Origin of the sequence: Sphingopyxis sp. H050 (assembly GCF_001468265.1) — a bacterium.
In the GTDB taxonomy this organism is placed as follows: Bacteria; Pseudomonadota; Alphaproteobacteria; order Sphingomonadales; family Sphingomonadaceae; genus Sphingopyxis.
Map to the genome: position 1 here is coordinate 200,028 of NZ_LNRZ01000008.1, position 20,560 is coordinate 220,587.

21 protein-coding genes are annotated in these 20,560 nt (G+C 66.8%); 11 read left to right on the forward strand and 10 right to left on the reverse strand.

Annotation, left to right across the window (positions count from 1 at the left end):
* The 5 genes from ATE67_RS16525 (at position 1) to ATE67_RS16545 (ending at position 3,964) form a co-directional block, all read left to right on the forward strand.
* On the forward strand, positions 1-1,209 hold the full coding sequence (locus ATE67_RS16525) for a mechanosensitive ion channel family protein (protein ID WP_058817756.1): 1,209 nt from the start codon (positions 1-3) through the stop codon (positions 1,207-1,209).
* A 95-nt stretch (positions 1,210-1,304) separates the two neighbouring features.
* Positions 1,305-1,763: a MaoC family dehydratase gene (locus ATE67_RS16530; protein ID WP_058817757.1), complete on the forward strand. Its 459-nt coding sequence runs from the start codon at positions 1,305-1,307 to the stop codon at positions 1,761-1,763.
* A gap of 125 nt (positions 1,764-1,888) precedes the next feature.
* Positions 1,889-3,070 carry an acetyl-CoA C-acyltransferase gene (locus ATE67_RS16535; protein ID WP_058817758.1) on the forward strand — a complete coding sequence of 394 codons (1,182 nt, stop codon included), beginning with the start codon at positions 1,889-1,891 and terminating at the stop codon, positions 3,068-3,070.
* Position 3,071: 1 nt separating this feature from the next.
* Positions 3,072-3,656, forward strand: a complete 585-nt coding sequence (locus tag ATE67_RS16540) for a carboxymuconolactone decarboxylase family protein (protein WP_058817759.1) — start codon at positions 3,072-3,074, stop codon at positions 3,654-3,656.
* 17 nt (positions 3,657-3,673) lie between these two features.
* Positions 3,674-3,964 carry a putative quinol monooxygenase gene (locus tag ATE67_RS16545; protein ID WP_058817760.1) on the forward strand — a complete coding sequence of 97 codons (291 nt, stop codon included), beginning with the start codon at positions 3,674-3,676 and terminating at the stop codon, positions 3,962-3,964.
* A 180-nt stretch (positions 3,965-4,144) separates the two neighbouring features.
* On the opposite strand, the gene soxR is transcribed toward ATE67_RS16545, so the two are convergent.
* A complete protein-coding gene (gene soxR, locus ATE67_RS16550; RefSeq protein ID WP_058817761.1) occupies positions 4,145-4,621 on the reverse strand; it encodes a redox-sensitive transcriptional activator SoxR in 477 nt (158 codons plus the stop codon).
* 82 nt (positions 4,622-4,703) lie between these two features.
* On the opposite strand from soxR, the gene ATE67_RS16555 reads away from it, so the two are divergent.
* Both ATE67_RS16555 and ATE67_RS16560 read left to right on the forward strand, forming a co-directional pair.
* Entirely contained in the window at positions 4,704-5,099 is a 396-nt protein-coding gene (locus tag ATE67_RS16555) for a VOC family protein (RefSeq protein WP_058817762.1), read from the forward strand.
* Between the two features lie 65 nt (positions 5,100-5,164).
* On the forward strand, positions 5,165-5,629 hold the full coding sequence (locus ATE67_RS16560; protein WP_058817763.1) for a pyridoxamine 5'-phosphate oxidase family protein: 465 nt from the start codon (positions 5,165-5,167) through the stop codon (positions 5,627-5,629).
* A gap of 38 nt (positions 5,630-5,667) precedes the next feature.
* Here the strand turns inward: ATE67_RS16560 and ATE67_RS16565 are convergent, their stop codons facing one another.
* A complete protein-coding gene (locus ATE67_RS16565; RefSeq protein WP_058817764.1) occupies positions 5,668-6,660 on the reverse strand; it encodes a dipeptide epimerase in 993 nt (330 codons plus the stop codon).
* A 24-nt stretch (positions 6,661-6,684) separates the two neighbouring features.
* Here ATE67_RS16565 and ATE67_RS16570 point away from each other — a divergent pair, with 24 nt between their 5' ends.
* A complete protein-coding gene (locus tag ATE67_RS16570; RefSeq protein WP_082660442.1) occupies positions 6,685-7,095 on the forward strand; it encodes a YkvA family protein in 411 nt (136 codons plus the stop codon).
* A 534-nt stretch (positions 7,096-7,629) separates the two neighbouring features.
* Here ATE67_RS16570 and ATE67_RS16575 read toward each other — a convergent pair.
* On the reverse strand, positions 7,630-8,847 hold the full coding sequence (locus ATE67_RS16575) for a polyhydroxyalkanoate depolymerase (RefSeq protein ID WP_058817799.1): 1,218 nt from the start codon (positions 8,845-8,847) through the stop codon (positions 7,630-7,632).
* A 304-nt stretch (positions 8,848-9,151) separates the two neighbouring features.
* Between ATE67_RS16575 and ATE67_RS16580 the strand changes: the two genes are divergently transcribed.
* The 3 genes from ATE67_RS16580 to ATE67_RS16590 all read left to right on the forward strand — a co-directional run bounded on the left by ATE67_RS16580 (position 9,152) and on the right by ATE67_RS16590 (position 11,933).
* Complete coding sequence (locus tag ATE67_RS16580) at positions 9,152-10,933, forward strand: ABC transporter transmembrane domain-containing protein (protein ID WP_058817765.1); 1,782 nt, start codon at positions 9,152-9,154, stop codon at positions 10,931-10,933.
* A gap of 41 nt (positions 10,934-10,974) precedes the next feature.
* Complete coding sequence (locus ATE67_RS16585; RefSeq protein ID WP_331458778.1) at positions 10,975-11,520, forward strand: DUF1993 domain-containing protein; 546 nt, start codon at positions 10,975-10,977, stop codon at positions 11,518-11,520.
* Positions 11,521-11,672: 152 nt separating this feature from the next.
* Positions 11,673-11,933 (forward strand): hypothetical protein, encoded by a 261-nt coding sequence (locus tag ATE67_RS16590; RefSeq protein WP_058817766.1) that lies wholly within the window; start codon positions 11,673-11,675, stop codon positions 11,931-11,933.
* Between the two features lie 424 nt (positions 11,934-12,357).
* On the opposite strand, the gene ATE67_RS16595 is transcribed toward ATE67_RS16590, so the two are convergent.
* The 7 genes from ATE67_RS16595 to ATE67_RS16625 all read right to left on the reverse strand — a co-directional run bounded on the left by ATE67_RS16595 (position 12,358) and on the right by ATE67_RS16625 (position 20,473).
* On the reverse strand, positions 12,358-12,792 hold the full coding sequence (locus ATE67_RS16595; protein ID WP_058817767.1) for an ExbD/TolR family protein: 435 nt from the start codon (positions 12,790-12,792) through the stop codon (positions 12,358-12,360).
* A gap of 222 nt (positions 12,793-13,014) precedes the next feature.
* Positions 13,015-14,070, reverse strand: coding sequence for an OmpA family protein (locus ATE67_RS16600; protein ID WP_197411977.1), 1,056 nt, complete (start codon positions 14,068-14,070; stop codon positions 13,015-13,017).
* A gap of 130 nt (positions 14,071-14,200) precedes the next feature.
* Positions 14,201-14,653, reverse strand: a complete 453-nt coding sequence (locus ATE67_RS16605; protein ID WP_058817768.1) for a DUF2793 domain-containing protein — start codon at positions 14,651-14,653, stop codon at positions 14,201-14,203.
* A gap of 9 nt (positions 14,654-14,662) precedes the next feature.
* Positions 14,663-16,834, reverse strand: a complete 2,172-nt coding sequence (locus ATE67_RS16610) for a phage tail protein (RefSeq protein WP_058817769.1) — start codon at positions 16,832-16,834, stop codon at positions 14,663-14,665.
* Between the two features lie 75 nt (positions 16,835-16,909).
* A complete protein-coding gene (locus ATE67_RS16615) occupies positions 16,910-17,326 on the reverse strand; it encodes an NlpC/P60 family protein (RefSeq protein ID WP_231728203.1) in 417 nt (138 codons plus the stop codon).
* Positions 17,319-18,131, reverse strand: a complete 813-nt coding sequence (locus ATE67_RS16620) for a DUF2163 domain-containing protein (RefSeq protein WP_058817803.1) — start codon at positions 18,129-18,131, stop codon at positions 17,319-17,321. The genes ATE67_RS16615 and ATE67_RS16620 overlap by 8 nt, the downstream gene beginning before the upstream one ends.
* A gap of 17 nt (positions 18,132-18,148) precedes the next feature.
* Positions 18,149-20,473, reverse strand: a complete 2,325-nt coding sequence (locus ATE67_RS16625) for a DUF2460 domain-containing protein (protein ID WP_058817770.1) — start codon at positions 20,471-20,473, stop codon at positions 18,149-18,151.
* Between the last annotated feature and the right edge of the window lie 87 nt (positions 20,474-20,560).

Sequence of the window (20,560 nt, forward strand, 5' to 3'; positions counted from 1 at the left end):
ATGACCCTTTCGCTTTTGACCGCCGCCAAAGCCGCGCCCGCAAAGCCCATCGCCGAAACGGCCGCGCCCCCAGGCGATCCGCTCGCCGACCTCCAGCATTATTGGGATGTCAGCGTCGCCTGGGTGAACAGTCATTGGCTGCAAATCGGCATCGCGGTCGGCGCCGGGCTGCTGATCTATTTCGTCCTCTCGATGGCGCGCCGCTTCGCGCTCAAATATGCGCAATCGGCCGAGGGCGACCTCACCCTGACCCACATCGCCGGGCGCGTGATCCACAAGACCAAGTCGGCGGTCATCGCGATCATCGCGGTTCGCATGGTCGCGGGCTATGCCCAGCCGCCCGCGGCGATCCTGCAGATCATCCAGTTCGTCTTTACCGTGGCGGTGGTGTTGCAGGTCGCGATCTGGGTGCGCGAGATCATCCTCGGCCTGATCGGCCGCCGCGCCGCCGAAGGGCATAACGAGACGCTCAGCAATGCGATGGGGATCATCCGGCTGCTGATTAGCGTCGCGCTATTTGCGATCGCGATCATCGTCATTCTCGACAATATGGGCGTGAACGTCACCGGCCTGATCGCCGGCCTCGGCATCGGGGGCATCGCGATCGGCCTGGCCGCCCAAGGCATTTTCTCCGACCTGTTTGCGTCGCTCTCGATCATCTTCGACCGGCCGTTCCGCGTCGGCGAGACGATCAAATATGACACCAGCACGGCGACGGTCGAGCGCATCGGGCTCAAGAGCACCCGGCTGCGCTCGGTCAACGGCGAGCTGCTCGTGATCTCGAACACCAATCTGCTCGGCAAGGAGATCACCAATTTCGCGCATCTCCACCGCCGCCGCGTGACCTTCACGATCAGCGTCATCTATCAGACGACGCCGCAGATGCTGCGCGACCTGCCCGCGCTGCTCGAGGAGCAGGTGAAGGCCGCGGGGCATGAATTCATCCGGTCGAGCTTCCTCACCTTCGGCCCGTCGAGCCTCGATTTCGAGCTGCTCTTCGACGTCTTCACCGAACAGTTCGAGGAAGTGGTCGCGGCGCGGACGGACGTCGGCATCCGGCTGTTCGAGGCGTTGGCCGCGGCCGGATACGAGTTCGCCTATCCGACGCAGACCACCTTTACCGCGGCGCCCGACGGCACGATGATCATGCCCTATCCCGAGTCCCCGAAACCCAAGGCAAGCGCCGCAAAGGCCGCCAAGCCCGGCTGACGCTACGGCGGCGCGGGCGCGGGGCTTGGCCCTTGTGCAACGCGGCAAGACAGGCCTAGAACGCGCCCCGAACCAACGATCAGAGGGGATGGCACATGGCCAGCATCACACCGCAGGAACTGCAAACCAGGGTTGGACAACATCTCGGCACGTCCGATTGGGTGCTTGTGGATCAGGAGATGATCAACAAGTTCGCCGACGCGACGGGCGATCACCAGTTCATCCATATCGACGAGGAAAAGGCCAAGCTGACGCCGTTCGGCGGCACGATCGCCCACGGCTTCCTGACGCTCTCGCTGCTGCCGATGCTCGGCGCGAGCACCGACGGTCCGAAGGTCGGCGGCGTGAAGATGGGCGTCAACTACGGCTGCAACAAGGTCCGCTTCCTGTCGCCCGTCCGCTCGGGCAAGCGCGTGCGCAGCCATATCAAGCTGCTCGAACTCGAAGAGAAACGCCCCGGCCAGTGGCAGCAGACCAACGAAGTGACCGTCGAGATCGAAGGCGAGGAAAAGCCCGCGCTGATCGCCGAATGGATCAGCCAGTTTTTCGTTTGAGGTAAATCTCCCCTCCCGCTTGCGGGAGGGGTCGGGGGAGGGCCTGTTGGCCTTGGGCTTCCCCTGACATGCCCCACCCAAACCCTCCCCTGCAGGGGAGGGCTTAAGTAAGAAGGAACATTATCATGCGTGACGCCGTCATCGTTTCCACCGCCCGCACCCCGCTGACCAAGGCGGCGCGCGGCTCTTTCAATAACACCCTCGCCCCGACGCTGGGCACCCATGCGGTTCGCGCCGCGGTCGAACGCGCCGGGATCGAAGGCGGCGAGATCGACGACGTCCTGTTCGGCGCCGCCATGCAGCAGGGGTCGCAGACGATGAACGTCGCGCGCCTGATCGCGCTGCGCTCGGGCCTGCCGGTCACCGTCCCCGGCATGTCGATCGACCGCCAATGCTCATCGGGCCTGATGACGATCGCGACCGCCGCGAAGCAGATCATCGTCGACCGCCAGGACATTGCGGTTGCCGGCGGCATCGAGAGCATCTCGAAGGTCAGCGGCAGCGGCAAGGTCTTCATCGAGACCGACGCCGAGCTGATCGCGATGCACAAGGACACCTATATGCCGATGATCGGCACCGCCGAGGTCGTCGCGAAGCGCTACAACATCAGCCGCGAAGCGCAGGACGAATATTCGCTCCAGTCGCAGCAGCGCACCGCCGCCGCGCAGGCCGCGGGCAAATATGACGACGAAATCGTCGCGTGCCCGGCCACCATGGCGGTCGTGGACAAGGAAACCAAGGAAGTCAGCTTCAAGGACGTCGTCGCGAACAAGGACGAGTGCAACCGTCCCGACACCACGCTCGAAGGCCTGCTGAGCCTGAAGCCGGTGATGGGCGAAGGCCACACGATCACCGCGGGCAACGCCAGCCAGCTCGCCGACGGCGCGTCGGCCGCGGTGCTGATGGAAGCCAAGGTCGCCGAAAAGAAGGGCCTCCAGCCGCTCGGCCGCTATGTCGGCATGGCGGTCGCGGGCACCGAGCCCGACGAAATGGGCATCGGCCCGGTCTTCGCCATCCCCAAGCTGCTCGAACGCTTCGAGCTCAAGATGGACGACATCGGCCTCTGGGAACTCAACGAAGCCTTCGCCGTGCAGGTCCTCTACTGCCGCGACACGCTCGGCATCCCGAACGAGTTGCTCAACGTCAACGGCGGCTCGATCTCGATCGGCCACCCCTTCGGCATGACCGGCGCGCGCTGCGTCGGCCACGCACTGATCGAGGGCAAGCGCCGCGGCGTCAAATATGCCGTCGTCACCATGTGCATCGGTGGCGGCCAGGGCGCGGCGGGCCTGTTCGAGGTCTTCTGATTTGCGTCTGAACGCTCCGCGTATCGAGCCGGTCGATCTCGGCCGGCTCGATGCCGACCAGCGCGCTGCGCTGTCGCCGTTCCTCGACAATGGCGGCGGCAAGGTCGGCGGCGGACGGGTGCTCAACATCTTCCGCACGCTGGCGCGCGCACCGAAAGCGCTGACCGCCTTTCTCGGCTGGGGCAGCTACATCCTGTCCCGCCACAATGCGCTGTCCGCGCGCGACCGCGAACTCGTCATCCTGCGCACCGGCTACAACTGCCGCTCGGGCTATGAGTGGACGCAGCACAGGCGCATCGGGCTCGACAGCGGCCTGACCAAAGACGAGATCGAACGCATCAAGGCCGGCCCCGACGCCGACGGCTGGAGCGACATCGACCGCGCGATGCTGCGCGCGACCGACGACCTCACGAGCCATCACTTCGTTTTCGACGCCAGCTGGTCCGCGCTCGCGCCGCTCGGCGACAAGGGCCGCATGGACCTTGTCATGACCGTCGGCCAATACACCCAGGTTTCGATGATGCTGAACAGCTTCGGCATCCAGGTCGAGGACGGCTGGGAGGTCGACCCCGACCTCAAGGCCTGACCAACAAGGAGAATGACATGAGCGGTATCGGAGTGATCGCAACGCTGCGCGTCCAGCCCGGCAAGGAAGCCGAATTCGAGGGCATCTTCGCCGAGCTCGCCCCCGCGGTGCACGCGAACGAACCCGGCAACAGCTATTACAAGCTGTTCCGCACCGCCGAGACCGGCGTGTACAAGGTGCTCGAATGCTATGACGACGAGGCGGCGATCGCCGCGCACCGGGCGTCGGATCACTTCCGCACCCTCGGCGCCAAACTCGGCCCCTGCCTGGCCGGCGCGCCCGAAATCGAGAGCCTGCCCGCGGTCTGAACGACCGGTTGCGACCGGACCACGACCTTTATAGCTTCGTCATCCTGAACTTGTTTCAGGATCCATGGTCTGCCGTTTCCTCAGGCGCGGCATTTCATTCGAGCTCAGCCCATGGATGCTGAAACAAGTTCAGCATGACGAGAATGGAACGTCCACTCCCCACCCCCAAAACCGTTGCCGTCATCCCACCTCGGCAATCTCCCCCGCCCGATCGCCCATCAGGTAGCGCGGCCCCGCGCCGCGCTGCGCCGCTTTGTCCTGAGCGTTGTAGAGCCCGCATTTCTTCAACGACAGACAGCCGCAGCCGATGCACTGGTCGAGCAGCGCGCGCGTCCGCTCCAGCGCCGCGATCCGCGCGTCGATCCGTGCGCGCAGCCCGGTGCTGATCCGCGTCCAGTCGGCGGCGTTGGGCGTCCGCCCCGCGGGCAGCCGCGCCAGCTCGCCCGCGATCTCCTCGAGGCTCAGCCCCATTTGCTGCGCGATCAGGATGAAGGACACGCGGCGGATATCGGCACGCAGGAAGCGCCGCTGCCGACCACCGGTCCGCAGCGCCTCGAGCAAGCCCTTCGCTTCATAGAAGCGGATCGCCGACACCGCGGTGCCCGTGCGCGCCGCCAATTCGCCGATCGCGATCAGGTCGGTCCGATGAATGCTCATGGTCTTTCGCTTTCCGCTTGATCTAAACCTCACTTGAGCTTTCATATACCGCTGCGTCAACCCGAATCACGAAAGCAGAATCATGACGCACCCCTTCATCGAACATGTGAACCTGACCGTCAGCGACCCCGATCGCACGGCGGGTATCCTGTCGGCCATCTTCGGCTGGCACGAACGCTGGCGCGGCCCCGCGCGCGACGGCGGCCGTACGATCCACCTCGGGACCGATAGCGACTATGTCGCGCTCTACACCGGCCCCGACGGCCAGCACGCAGAGGCGCGCTATCCAAAGGGGGAGCCGCTCAACCATCTCGGCGTGCAGGTCGACGACCTCGACACGATCGAAATGCGCGTGAAGGCGGTCGGTCTCACGCCCTTCAACCATGGCGATTACGACCCCGGCCGCCGCTTCTATTTCTTCGACCCCGACGGCATCGAATATGAGGTTGTCAGCTATGCCGAGCCGCGCCTGCGCTGAAAGGTCGCAACATACGGCATTCAGGCGCGTTTATCGCTCATCGGGGGGCAAATGGAGACCGACCGATGAGCGACGATATCAAGCAGGATTTCTGGAAGGCGCTCGACGCCAGCCCCTATGTCATGATCGGCCTGACCGGCGAGCGCCAGCATCATATCCCGATGAACGCGCAGCTCGACAAGGATGCCGACAGCGCCTTCTGGTTCTTCACCGCGACCGACAACCGCATCGCGGGCGGCGGCCCGGCGATGGCGCAGTTCGCGTCAAAGGGCCACGATCTCTACGCCTGCATTTCGGGCACCCTCCGCCGCGAGGACGATCGCGCGGTCCTCGACAAGCTCTGGAACAACAGCATTGCGGCTTGGTATGAAGGCGGCAAGGACGACCCCAAGCTCGTCCTCCTCCGCTTCGACCTCGAAGACGCCGAAATCTGGACCGCCGAGCCGAGCCTCAAGGGCCTGTTCAAGCTGGCGACCGGTATCACTATGAAGGGCAGCGAACTCGGCAAACACGCCGAGGTGTCGCTCTGATCGATCCTCCCCCCTGCCGAAGGCATGGGGAGGCCCAATCACGCCACGCGCGGCCCGATCCGCCCCTCACGAAACTCGAACCCGCCCTCGCGGTCCCGCGCCAGCAGCGCGGGGCCGTCGAGGTCCACCCATTTCGCGCGCTGTGCCAGCACGAACGCGGGACCGATCGCCAGACTGGTGCAGAGCATGCACCCGACCATGATCGACAATCCCGCCGCGTCCGCCGCATCGGCAAGGCGCAACGCCTCGGTCAGCCCGCCCGCCTTGTCGAGCTTGATGTTGACCCCATCATAGAAGGGCCCGATCCGCGCCACATCGGCCGCGACCTGGCAGCTTTCGTCGGCCACGAAGGGGATCGGGGCGTAGATCTGGTCGAGCAGCGCATCGGTGCCGACCGGCACCGGCTGCTCGATCATCTCGACCCCCATGTCGGCGAGCGCCTCGGCCTCGCTCAAAATGTCGATCTGCCCCCAGCTCTCGTTGGCGTCGACGATCAACCGCGCATTGGGCGCCCCCTTGCGCACTCCCGCGACGCGCAGCCGGTCGCCCTCGCCGGTCAGCTTGACCTTGAGCAGGTGATAGCCGTTGGCCTCGGCGGTCGCCGCCGCCTCGGCCATCCCGCCGGGTGTGCCGAGCGAGATGGTGTAGGCGGTCGTGCGCGCGGTCGGCGCGCCGTCGCAGCCGGCGAGCTGCCATAGCCGCAGGCCGCGCTGCCGCGCCTCCAGATCCCACAGCGCGCAATCGAGCGCATTGCGCGCCGCGCCCGGCCCCATGATTTCCTGAATCGCCGCACGCGCCGCCGCCGCGTCGAGGTCGCCGATATGCCCAGCCGCATGCAATATCTGGTCGCGGCATCCGGCCGCATCTTCGCCCAGATAATAGACCGGCGTCCCTTCGCCGCGCCCGGTCGCACCTTCGGCCTCGACCTCGGCGACGACGACATCGACATGATCCTTTGCGCCCCGCGCGATCACGAATTCTCCGGCGACGGGCCAGCGCTCGACGCGCGCGCTTTTCAGTTGGATAGCCATGCGGGGAGGCTAGTGTAGATCGCGATGACCGGCAAACCTTCTTCGGGCAAATCCCTTTCCGAACGCATCGGCGATCTCGGCCACCGCCTCGCCGTCGAGGCCCATGCCGCCTGGCTTGCCGCGCGCGACCCGCGCGTGCCGATGCTTGCGCGCATCCTTGCCGTCGCGATCGCGGCCTATGCGCTGTCGCCGATCGACCTCATTCCCGATTTCATCCCGGTGCTCGGCTGGCTCGACGATCTGATCATCGTGCCCTTGGGCCTGATCCTGGTGCGCCGCCTGATCCCCGCCCCCCTCTGGGCCGAACTCCACGCCGCCGCCGAGGCCGCGAGCGAACGCCCGTCGAGCCGCACCGGCATGGCTTTCATCCTGCTCCTGTGGGGAGGGCTGCTCTACCTGATCTACTGGAGCGTACGAACCTCGCCCTGGCATTGAGCACCTTGGGCCGGCGCAAAGAATGAGGGCTGCGGCCGCTTTGGGGTGGGGAGCTGCCCCTCAATTCTCGTCATGCTGAACTCGTTTCAGCATCCATGGCCTGTGTTCGAATTTGACGCAGCGTCGAGGGAAACGGCGAGCCATGGATCCTGAAACAAGTTCAGGATGACGAAGCTATAGGTCGTTAGCCGTCACCTCCCTTTTCCGTTCGTGTCGAGCGAAGTCGAGACACCCATCAACCTCGCGCGACGCCGAGGGGCATCTCGACTTCCGGCGCAGCCGGAAGTTTATCCTGAGCGCCTGCCAAGGCAGTCGAAGGGCTCGATGCGAACGGCGGTAGGTTAGGCCGCTACCGGTCGTTTTCGGTCGTTCCCTTGTCCGTTCGTGTCGAGCGAAGTCGAGACACCCATCGACCTTGCGCCACGCCGAGGGGCATCTCGACTTCCGGCGCAGCCAGAAGTTTATCCTGAGCGCCTGCAAGGCAGTCGAAGGTCTAGATGCGAGCGGGGTTAGGAAGGCGGCAACCGGTCGCTATCAACCGTTGCTGCGGATCCACTTCTCCACGACCGGCGCAATCTCCTCGCGCCATTTGCGGCCGTTGAAGATGCCGTAATGGCCGACGGCCTTCGCCATATAATATTTCTTCTTCTCGGCCGGCAGCGCCTTCGCCAGCGTCAGCGCCGCCTTCGTCTGGCCGATCCCCGAAATATCGTCGCGCTCGCCCTCGATCGCCAGGATCGCGATATCCTCGATCTTGGTCAGGTCGACGGGCTTGCCGCGATGAAGCATCTCGCCCTTCGGCAGCGCGTGACGCTGGAACACGACGTCGACCGTCTGGAGATAGAATTCGGCGGTCATGTCGCAGACCGCGCGATATTCGTCGTAGAACTCCTTGGTCTTGTCGGCGCTCTCACCGTCGCCGTCGACCAGATGTTTGAACATCGCCCAATGGCTCATCATATGATTGCCGAGGTTCATCGACATGAAGCCGGCGAGCTGGAGGAAGCCCGGATAGACGCGGCGCCCCGCGCCCGGATACCAGGCCGGGACCGTGACGATCACATTTTCCTGGAACCATGCATGAGGCCGCGTCATCGCATGTTCGTTGACCGCGGTCGGGGCTTTGCGCGTATCGATCGGCCCGCCCATCATCGTCAGCGTCTTCGGCCGGCACTTGTGCTTGTCCGCCGCCATGATCGCCGCCGCCGCGAGACTCGGCACCGACGGCTGGCACACCGCCAGCATATGCGCGCCCGGCCCGATATGCTCGAGCCACGAAATCAGATAGTCGATATAATCGTCGAGATCGAACTGACCCGCCTCCAGCGGCACGTTGCGCGCGTCGCGCCAGTCGGTGATCCAGACGTCATGCTCGGGGATCATCCGCTCGACCGTCCCGCGCAGCAGCGTCGCATAATGGCCCGACATCGGCGCGACGATCAGCAGCTTGGGCTTGCCTTCGCTCGCCTTGTGCTTGAAATGCTTGAGCTGGCCAAACGGCTTGCGCGCCTCGACCCGCTCGGTGATGCGCACGGTTTCGCCCTCGACCACCGTCTCGTACAGTTCAAACCCCGGCTTGCCGCGCGGCGCCGAGGCGTGCGCGAACACTTCGAGCGCCGAGGCGAACATCGGGCTGCCCCCGAAATAGCCGAGCGGGTTCGCGGGATGCTGGATGACCTGCGCCCCCGCGGTCGCCAGCGCGCTCGCCCCCGCGAGCCAGCTCTTCTGCATTTCAAAGGCGTGATACAGCATTCCCATGTCCTTGCGTCCTGTCGGGCGCTCTTCCGGCGTCCCTGCTCGAACGCCAGTCTAGGGCAACGCTGTCATTGTGCAATGCATCAAAATCGTTGCACCCCCTATTTCGTCGACAATATTATGGGACAGCGAACGCCGTCGTGTCCGATCGAGTGATCATGTCCGGGCTCGCGGGCAACCGCCAAAGATTGCGGCAGATGGATTCTATCTCCCTTTACGCAGTCCTGCTTCATGGTCCTTGAAGCCCGCCGCCATTCTGCGGCGTTGAGCGGCACCCCTGCGGCTGCTACGGCGATGACAAATGGCGACCAAATCCGACAAATCGACCCAGCCCCGCAAGCTCGGCAGCCTGCGCATGGTGTGGCACTATGCCAGCCGCTACCCGCTGCAGCTGCTCGTCGCCGCTGTCGCGCTCGGCATCGCCGCGCTCGCGACGCTCGCGATCCCCTATCAGTTCAAGGAAATGATCGACTCGGGCTTCGTCGCCGGCGGCGGCGACGTCAGCCCGCATTTCCGCTTCTTCTACGTGATCGTCGTGATCCTCGCGCTCGCGACCGCGCTCCGCTTCTATTTCGTCAGCTGGCTAGGCGAGCGCACCGTCGCCGACATTCGCCAGGCGGTGCAGCAGAACCTCCTCCGCCTCGCCCCCGGCTTCTTCGAGGAAAACCGCCCGTCCGAAATCGCTTCGCGCATGACCGCCGATACCGCGATCATCGAACAGACCGTCGGCACGACCGTCTCGGTCGCGCTTCGCAACACCGTCATGGGCATCGGCGGCATCGCATATCTCTTCACCCTGTCGCCCAAGCTCACCGGGGGCATATTGCTCGGCATCCCGGTGATCATCATGCCGATCGTGCTGCTCGGCCGCCGCCTCCAAAATGTTTCGCGTTCCAGCCAGGACCGCGTCGCCGACATCGGCGCGACCACCGCCGAGCAACTCGGTGCGATGAAGATCGTCCAGGCCTTCGGGCAGGAGGCGCGCGAGGCCGAGCGCTTCACCGCCGCAGTCGAGGCCAATTTCGCGACCGCAAAGCGCCGCATCCGCCTCCGCGCCACGATGACCGCGATCGTCATCGGCCTGCTGTTCGGCGCGATCACGACGCTGCTGTGGTACGGCGCCGCCGGCGTCGCCGCGGGCACGATCACCGGCGGCACGATCGCCGCCTTCGTCCTCACCGGCGGGCTTGTCGCGGGCGCCTTCGGCGCCTTGACCGAGGTCTATGGCGACCTGCTCCGCGCCGCCGGCGCCGCCGAACGGCTCAGCGAGCTGCTCCACGCCGAACCCAGCATCGCTGCGCCCGCCGGCCCCCGCGCGCTGCCCGAACCACCCCTCGGCACGCTCGAATTCGACCATGTCGAGTTCCGCTACCCGACCCGCCCCGACGCCCCGGCGCTCCACGATTTCAGCCTCGCGATCCGCCCGCGTGAGACCGTCGCGATCGTCGGCCCCTCTGGCGCCGGCAAGTCGACGCTCTTCCAGCTCGCCGAGCGTTTCTACGATCCACAGGGCGGCGAGATCCGCCTCGACGGTGTGCCGCTGCCCGAGCTCGACCCCGCCCATCTTCGCGCGCGCATCGCAATGGTGCCGCAGGAGACGGTGATCTTTGCCGCCTCGGCGCGCGACAATTTGCGCTACGGCAACTGGCTCGCCACCGACGACGAGCTCTGGGACGCGGCCCGCGCCGCCAATGCCGAGGATTTCCTGCGCAAGTTGCCGCAAGGCCTCGACACCTTCATGGGCGAAGGCGGCGCGCGCCTGTCGGGCGGCCAGCGCCAGCGCGTCGCGATCGCGCGCGCCCTGTTGCGCCGCGCGCCGCTGTTGCTCCTCGACGAGGCGACCTCGGCGCTCGACGCCGAATCCGAAAAGCTGGTGCAGGACGCGCTCGAAACGCTGATGCACGACCGCACCACGATCGTCATCGCGCACCGCCTCGCGACCGTCCGCGCCGCCGACCGCATCGTCGTGATGGACGAGGGCCGCATCGTGGAGGAGGGCAAACACGACGCGCTCGTCGCCGCCGACGGCCTCTACGCCCGCCTCGCGCGCCTGCAATTTCAGGACAGTCTCGCCGCCGCCTGAGCGCCATTATTCCCGATCGCCACCCTATCAAGGACGCCCCGATGACCATGACGCTCCACGACCGCATCATCCCCGCCTATGTCCATGGCCTCAGCGCGCTCTCGGGCCAGCTCGACAAGGCGCTCGCATGGGGCGCGGAGAACAGCGTCGGCGAGCTCCAGTTCATCGCCTCGCGCCTCGCGCCCGACATGTTCCCGCTCGCGGCGCAGGTCCGCTCGACCTGCGTGCAGGCGGCGCAGGCCCCGACGCGCCTCGGCGCGACCGGCGCGCCCGCGCTCGCCGAAGACGCCACCGACTTCGCGGGACTCCAGACGCAGATCGCCGAGACGATCGCCTGGTTGAACGGCGTCACGCCCGCAGCGCTCGGCAACGACGGCGCCCGGCCCATCGGCTTCGACCTGCCGAACGGCATGGCGTTCGACATGACCGCCGACAGCTACATCCGCGACTGGGCGCTGCCGCAATTCTATTTCCACGCCGTCGCGGCCTATGCGATCCTCCGCCACATGGGCGTCCCGCTCGGCAAGTCCGACTATGTCGGCTACATGCTGCAATATCTGCGCCCGGGAACCGCGCCCGCCGGCTGACGATGGCGGCGGGTGGCTATGACCGGTTTCGGTCGTTTTTGACAGTCGTGCCGATTGGGACGGGATGACCGGTAACGACCGTTCTTTGCCGTTTAAGCCGAGGAATAGGCTTCCTAATTGCGGACGTTGCGAGTTGGTGGCATCACAGCCCGATGAATAACGAGCACGAGCAGGCTAAACGCGATGATTGGCAGACGGCGCTGTATGAAGCGTCCTACCGCTATTCGCTCGCGGTGAGCGAGCTTCACAAAGCAAACCCGTGGCCGGACAATCCCGTTCTCGCTCAAGCAATCAGCACCTTGGCCACGGACCTGTGGGATCGCAGCTTTAGCGTCACTGAAATTATCTCGGCGTTTCGAGAAGCCGTTGCCAATCTGCCACCGTATGCCGCAGGCGATGAGGTTCGCCCTTAGTCCATCATGCTTCGCTCGGCCTGAAAGCTGACCGAGAACTCCCCACCCCGTTTTCGCCGGCGCAATACGGGGCACGATGGCAGATAGCGACCGGAGGCTGCCTAACCTACTTCGACTGCCTTGGCAGGCGCTCAGGATAAACTTCCGGCTGCCCCGGAAGTCGAGATGCCCCTCGGCGTGGCGCGAGATCGATGGGTGTCTCGACTTCGCTCGACACGAACGGACAAGGGAACGACCGGAAACGACCGAAACACGACATTTATAGCTTCGTCATCCTGAACTTGTTTCAGGATCCATGGTCTGCCGTTTCCTCAGGCGCGGCATTTCATTCGAGCTCAGCCCATGGATGCTGAAACAAGTTCAGCATGACGAGAATTGAACGTCCGCTCCGCACCCCAAAGCGGCCGCCCGCCAACACTTCGGCTCAAATCAGGCCGCCATATTGGTGGATGCCGGGAAACGCGAGCTTGCTGCCGCCGTTGCGGCGGATCGCCCCGATCGCTTCGTCGACGCGCAGATAGCGCGCGCGGGCCTCGGGTTCGAACATCAAGGTCGCCTGTTCGGGCCGATCCGCTGCCAGTTTGACCAATTGGCCAAGCTGCGCGAGATCGACCGGCTCGCCGTTCCATCGGATAATATCGCGCGTGTCGATCGTGACGCGATTCTCGTCACGGACCTCGGCGTGGCCGCCGATCGGCAGCGTGATATCGACGCTGTGCGTCGGCGGCGGGATGGTGATGATGAACATCACCAGCATCACCAGCATCACGTCGATCAGCGGCGTGGTGTTGATGTCGGGATCGCCATTGGGGTCCGCGCGAAAGACGCTCTGGTGAAACCGGCTACGAAGCTTGCGCATCCTCTCTCTCCCTGTCCGGCGGAGCCCATGCCACCTCGGCGCTTGCCCCGCGCCGCAGATCTTTGACTCGCACCGCGAGCCAATCTGCGCTGTTATGGTATAACATTTTGCAGCAGGGGCAAATAAAAAGCGCGCCGCCAACGGCCTCGCACACCTAACAAGAAAGGGCGGCACCTTTCGGTACCGCCCCTCTTGTCTCAAACCCGAACCGGGTTGGAAATCTTACATGCCCGAACCCGGACCGTATTTGATTTCCACGCGGCGGTTCTGGTCGTTGCGGACGCCGTCGGCAGTCGCAACGGCCGGACGGCTTTCGCCGAAGCCTTCGGCGCTGATCGAGCTATCCGAAATACCGCGAGCGGTCAGGTAGCTGCGAACGGCGTCGTTACGACGGTTCGACAGGCCAACGTTGTACGTTGCCGAACCCGAACGGTCAGCGTGACCGGCGAGCCAGACCTGCGTACCCGAGCAGCCACGGTTGTAGGCGCTGATCGCGTTGTCGAGCGTCGAAGCCGCTTCCGGCGTGATGTTCGACTGATCCCAGTCGAAGTACACGATGTACGGTCCGGGCTCGCACACCACCGGCGGCGGCGGCGGTTCTGCGCCACCGAAGTTGTAGGTCAGCGTGCCCAGGATCGAGTGCGAACGGAAGCGCGTCGAAACATCGCGGCCAACCTGATCGACCAAGTCGAGGTTGCTGGCGTTGAAGAAGCGATACTTCAGGCCGACATCCCAGTTCGAGCTGAGCGGAGCGCGAACGCCTGCAATCGCCTGCCAGGCAAAACCCGTGTCCGAATCGTCGAGGAACGCACCGGCATAGACCGGCTCGACCGAGACGCGCGCCACACCGGCACCGCCGCCGACGAAGCCCTGCAGGCCGTCGTCGTCACCGAAGTCGAGCAGACCGTTGACCATGAAGCTCAGGGCGTTCGAGTCACCATTCAGCGCAAAGGCACCCGTCGCGAGAGGGCCGGTACCCGAAACACTCTGCGGAATACCGGGCGTCGTGAAGCGACCTGACTTGATGTCGGCTTCCTTGTAGCCAACTTCGACTTCCGCACGGAAACCACCGAAGTCGTACCCGACGGTACCTTCGAAGTCGTAACCCTTGCGGTGATCGAGCGAACCGGCATTGTCGGCAGCGCCGATGTCGAGATCGAGATCTTCGACGATCATCACACCGCCACCAACTCCGACATACCAGGAGTTGTCGCGCGCCAGAGCCGGCGACGCCAGGGCGGTGGAGGCCAACGCCATTGCGACGGCAAGCTTCCTCATAGTAGATTCCCCTTTCAATTGAGATTTACGTCTCGTCAGACGTCCTACCCGTCGCTTTGGTTCCGTGCAAGCTAACAAATCGTCAATCTGTTGCCAAAAAGTCGCACTTGATACTCTAAACTGAGCAAAATCAGCCTGAAATCAGAAGACCATGCGCCTCAAGGAGCAGGACGAAAGCGGCGATAGCAGACCGGGCCTCGACGTCAATTGTAACTCCGCCCGCAGGAGTCGCGATCGTCGGTGGCGCGATCCATGCCGTGCCGTCGAAATAGAGTGCCGCGCCGTCGCTCTGCCGGGTCAGGCGAAAGCCCGCACCCGGCGTGACATATCGCCATCCGCCGCCAGTGCGAACGGCCAGCTTGCCTCCATGCCCGGCCCAGGCGCCGCTCGCGCCGGCGGCGACCAGCCAGCACTGCCCTTCCTCCGGGGCCGACGGCGGATCGGCGATCGGCCCCGCCACAACGGCGGCCTGCACCAGCGCGTCGAGCAGCACGAGCGCCTCATTGTGCGTCACCTCCTTCTGCGCTTGCGCGAGCGCAAGCAAAGGCAGCGAATAGCGCGCGGTGCGCGGCAGGTCGGTCATCATATCCTCCTAGGTCAGCGGCAAGGAAAGCGGCGGCGAGAGCGCGAAGTCGCCGATCTGGCGGATCAGCACCGCGCAGCCGGGCGGCAGCGCCGCCATCGTCGCCGCGTCGATCGCGAGCATCGGCGCGATACTCTCCCACGGCCCTGTACCGGGCACCGGCGGGGACAGTTCGACGCGCCACGCCTCGCGCGCCTCGCCCAGCGGCAGGCCGACATGGTCGCGCCATCCGGCGTCGGCGCGGCTGCGCCGGGTCCAGCCGATCGCGACCCCGCCCGCGCCATCGGCCTCGACGCGCCCATGCACGGGCGCCAGCGGGCGCAATGCGCGACCCGCGGCCATGATCGGAACGTCGGCCGGCGCAGCGCTTGCCCGCGCCGCCCATTGCAGAACCGCGCCGCCGCTCCTGGCGATATCCGCCAGGTCATCGGGCACCGCGAGCAGCGCGGCATCGTCGAGCAGCACGAAGGGCGCGCCGGCGTCGTGCGCCATCGCATCCGCGGTGCCGCCCAGTCCGCGCAGCAGGCGCGACAGCCGCCATGTGCCGGGGCCGACCGCTTCGGCGACCCCGAACTGGAACATCTCGCCGCCCGCCATCGCGCGGTTGCCGCCGCCCAACAGCGCCGCATCCGAAATCGATTCGAGCGTCATTGATGGGTTCACCAGCTCGACCACAATCTCGTTCACGGTGTCGATCAGCCCCGGATACCCGGCCGCCAGCGGGCTGGACAGCGCCCCGAGTGCTGCGGCCGGACGAACGGTCCCGAGCGCAATCGGCTCGGCCTCCGCGGTCGGCCGGAACCACAGATCGGCCCCGCGCCAGCCATCGTTGCCGCCTGCCGCTGCGACCAGCAACCGCGGCGCCGATGCCGCGACGCTGCCGGCGGCGGGACCGTCGAACAGATACACGGTCCCCGCGGCGTCGGGCCAGTCGGGCGCCGTCACCGGCACCCCCGGATCGGCCGCAACCGCGCCCGGCGCGATCGGCTGATGCCGCCGCAGCTCCAGCGCGACGACGGCATCGCGAATGGTTCGCGCGGCGATGCGCCAGCGGCTGCCGTCGCCTGGATCGACCAAGCCGCCGACCGGCAGCGCCAGCGCTGCAAGGTCGCCCTGCCAGACCAGCGCCTCGCGCCCGTCCGCGGCCGCGGCCGCCAGCTTCTGCACCAGCGCGCGCGCCGAACCAGCCGCCAGCACCGCGGGCAGATCGATCCGGTCCTCGCGCGCCCCGCCGCCGGCGACCGCGCCCGCCTGCTGCCCCAGCTGATAATCGCGTTCGGGCTCATAGTGGCGCAGCCGAATTGCGCCGGGCAGCGACGACAAAGGGGCGCGGCGCCGCTCGATGCGATCGGCCGCGCCGACAGTCCGCCGCGCTTCGCAAAAACCCTGCAGGTTCAGCGCATCGCCGCCTGCGGGGGCCAACCGCCAGCCGTCCGGCGCGCTGCACAACCCGGCCGCATCGACCTCGAACAGCGGCGCCAGCGCCTCGCGCAGCCGGTCGCCCGACGCGGCATAGCCTGCAAAGGGCCACCCCCCCTCGCACCGCCCCGTCTCGCCGAGCAAGACATCGCCAACCAACCCCGCGTCGATATCGCCCGCATCGGCCTCGACCTCGAAGGTAAGCGACGGGATGCGATTGCCGAAGCTCGCGAGTTCCAGTTCCTCGAACATGGCATAGGACAGCCCGCGGAAGGCGCTCGCCGAATCCGGCCCCACCGCCGATGCGATCAGCGGATCGACCGGCTGATCCTCGCCCCCGTCGTACCAGCGAAAGACGCAGCGCTCCTGAAAGCTGCCGCTTGTCCCGCGCAGCAGATTGCCGTCGGCCCAGATGCGCCGGATCGCGCGGATCGGCCGTGCCGACAGCGCCACGGCGAGCGACACCGCATAGCTATATTCGGTCGTCGAGGGCCGTCCCTTGCCCCCGCCACGCTTGGCCCGCCGTTCGATCAGGTCGGTCGCCCAGATCACGCTCCCCGCGACGCGCATCGTGCCGAACAGCTTCGGGATCTGCTGGCCATAGGTCGAGGCCTGCACCTTCAGGTCGGCCAGCCGCGGCCCCTCGCGCCCCTTGGGCTTGAAGATCGCGGCGTCGATCTGCTGGCCGACGGTCGCCCCGATCGCCGCTCCGACCGGCCCGCCCACGATCCCGCCGACCACCGTCAGCACCAAAGTCGCCATCGTCAAACTCCGGAAAGATAAACTGAAAACCCCTCCCGCATGCGGGAGGGGCAGCGGGCCTGACGAACTTGTTCGTCAGGCGCAGCGGGGCGGGCCATCGACCAAACGCCACACCTGCATCGCGCCAGCTGCAACCAAAGGCGTCTCCACGACCCGCCGCAGCCCGGCGTGCGCATGCACCATCCGCCCGACCCCGATCAGCCCGAGATGAAACTGCCCCGCGGGCAGCGCCATCAGCGCCACGTCGCCCTCGCGCGTATCAACGGCCGCCCGAAACCCCGCCGCTTCCAGCGCCGCAACGATCCGCCCTCGGCTCCACCCGCGCAGCGGATAGTCGCAAGGCGCCCGCAGCACGCACCCCGCCGCTGCATAAGCCGCCCAGACCAGCCCCACGCAATCGACTCCCAGCGCCGGATCGCGGCCTTGGGCCCGAAAGCGCGCCCCGACCATTGCCCGCGCCGCGACAAAGGCGCGGCTGCCGAGCTCATCCACCGGGATAACGCGTCAGCAGGTCGTTCCCCGGCAGATGCGCCTCGCCGCGAAAATTGACAGCATTCCCAAAGCGTTCGCGACAGGTCCCGAGCTGCTTGTCGCACCCCTCGACCAGCCGCACCCGCGCCGGCAGCGCAGGCAGCACCGGCGGCATCTCGGCAAGCATCAGCACGCCGTCCGCCTCGGCGATCACCGGCGTCGCCAGCCCGCACGCGCTGCCCTCGATCCACAGCAGCTCGCCGAACGCCATCGCCCCCGGCACTGCGCTGTCGAGCGTTACCGCCCGCCCCTCGACCGCCACGATCCGGCGTTCATGCGTCAGCGGCGCCAGGTCGACCCGGCAAGCGCGATCGCCGAGCGAAGCGCGGCACGAGGGCGAGGTCGCCGGGCAAACCGGTGCGTCGAGCACCCGTGTCACCCCTTGCAGTTCCGCCGTAAACGCCGCACCGCGCCGTTCGATCGCGCCGAGCGATCCGCGCGCGACCACGACCGGCGCCGCCTCGGGCGCGGTCCAGTCGGTCACGAACAGCTCCAGCGCCGCTCCGTCCCAGCGTCCGGCGTCGAGGTCCGCCGCGGCAATCGCATCGCTCGCGATCGCGCCTTCCAGGTCCATTGTCGACGCATCGAGGCTGTCGCTCGTCTCAAGCGCCGAGGGCTTCATCCCTGGCGCCGCGCGATAGGGCACGCCCGCCACGACCAGATCGCGATCGTGCGAGGTCAGCCCGATCGCCACGCCATCGCGCCGGGACAGCCGCCAGCACCAGGCGAGCGTCACCAACTCCTCGCGCAGCCAGTCGGGCGCCATCGTCGTCACCCCGAAACTCACCACGGCGCCCGTACCTCGACCAGCGGCACGCTCGCCACTTCGCCCGCCAGAAAGGTCGCGCGGCTCACCTCCAGCCGGTCCTCGGCAAAGCGCACCGGCACGTCGAACAGGAACCCCGCCCGCACCGCGATGCCGGCGCCCGGCGGCGCATCGAGCAGCAATTCGCCCTCACCCGTCACCGCGAACGCCGCCGTCTCGATCCCGTCGACCGACACGCGCACGCTGTCCGCCACCGGCAGCCGCACACGGCGCACCTGCTCGGCCTCCCCCGCGCCATAGCGCTTCACCAGCGCAAATTGCCGCCGCATCCCGTCGCCGGTCCCGAGCCATTGGTCCGTCGCGCCCGGCATCCCGCCATCGGCGGCCGAGCTGCAATCGAACGGGTCGCGAAAGCGAAACGCCCGCGCCGCGCCGCGCCGCGCCCGGAAGAAATCGGCGAGCAAGCGCACATCGGCCTCCGACCGCACCCCCGGCCCCGCGTCATAGCGCATCCGCGCTTCGGCCCATTCACTCGCGCGCTGCTCATGTCCCGCGGGCGAACTCACGATCTGCGTCGAAAATTCGGTGAGCGCGCTCGCCTCACGCCCGATCGCCAGCGGAAAGTCGACCGCATCGAAAGCCTGCATCTCATCCTCCCCGTCGCCCCGATCGTCAAACGCGACAAAGCCGTCGCGCGCCACCTGCGGCAGCGCCCAGACATATGTCCGGGCGACCGCCCGCCGCGCCGCCGCGGCTGCGTCGGCAATCGCCGCCCATTGCGCCCGATCCTCGGGCATCAGCACGAACCCCGAAAAATACTGCTGATCGTCGGCAGGATAGCCGAGCCGCTCCGCCATCACCGCGCGCGCGCGCGCCGTTTCGGCCGCGCGCCCGCCCGTCACCCAGTCATAATCCTCGAGTTGCAGCACATCGAACGCCGGCGCCGCCCAGCCGATCGGCACGTTCGCCCGCCGCACCTCCGCCGCCGCATCGTCGAGCACGGTCGGCAGATAGACGAGCAGATAGCTCTCCAGCGCGCCCGCCTCGTCGCGCGCCGCCGCGACCAACGCCGCGGTCGATGTGGCGAGCAGCCCGCCCAGCGCCTCGAGCATCGCCGTCTGCGGCGCGCTCAGGCTGCCCCGCACATCGGCGATCGCCACGCTCGCCGTCCCGAGCGCCGCCGTCGTCGCCGCATCATAGGCGCAGATCCGCCCGCCGGGCGCGATCCACCACCAGGGCTCGCCGACCTGGAATTTCGCGGCCAGCCCGGCCGCGATCCCGATCGCCATGAAACTCCGCGCGACCAGCTGCAAATAGCCCATCGCCGCGGCATTGGCCGGCGACAGCAGCGTCGAGGGCGGCACCCAACCGGTCAGCGCCGGCGCGCCGTCGGCCGCGCGCTGCTTCCAGTCGTTCCAGCAATAGGCGTCGAACAATTCATACGAGAGCGACCAGATGAGGCCGAGCCCCGCGGCGGCGCATTCCTCCGCCAGCCTCCGGTGCCATTCGTCCGTCGGGCGATTGAGCACCCCGCCGGCCAGGCTGATATAAAATCCCTCGCCCAGCGCCTCGAGCCGCATATAATGGCTCATCCCGACATAATGGACGACATCGCCCCGGTAACCGAGCTGAACCATCTGCCGGACCAGCCGCGCCGGTGTCAGATGATAGCTGTCGTCATAGCCGCTCGCGATCCCCAGATCATGCTCGGGCAACATCGCATCGCCGATCGCCAGCACCGATCCGGACCCGGCGCACGTGATCGCGCTCATCTCCACCCAGCCCTCGGCGGGCGCCGCGAGCACGCCGTCGCTGCCGTCGAATGCCGGCGGCACCAGCGACACGAACATCCGGTCGACATCGCCCGCCCACACCGGGTCGGCCTCGCCGGGCAACAGAAACCCGCCCTCGAGCGCATCGAAATCGAGCGAGATCACCGCATCTTCGGGGCTTCCCGCGGCATAGTTCCACAGCCGCACATACCAGGCGCGGGCGCTCCCCGCGGCATCGCGCCCCTCGATCGTCAGCGTCGGCCCGTGCAGCGCATCGAGCGGCTTCAGCCCGCCCGACCGCCACCGAAAGCGCAGCTGCATGTGCCGGTAATCGCGCATCGTTTCATAGGCCAGCAACGGATGATCCCAGCGATCCTCGCTTTCCCAGATCAGCCCCGCCAGATCCTGCTTGCGATAGAAGACCGCATCGACGCGCAACGCGTCGGGCGCTGCCGTCACCACCCCCGCCATCATCGGCCGCGGGAAATTGACCGTCCAGAACCGCGGATCGAAGCGTTTTACCCAGCCCTTGCGATGATGCGGCTCGGCCGCCACCAGCGCCCAACCCATCAATCCTCTCCGCTCGCCACGGCGCGCCGCACCGCGCGCGCCAGCTGCCGGCCGGTCTGCGCCAGCCGCTGCGGATCGCTCCCCGCC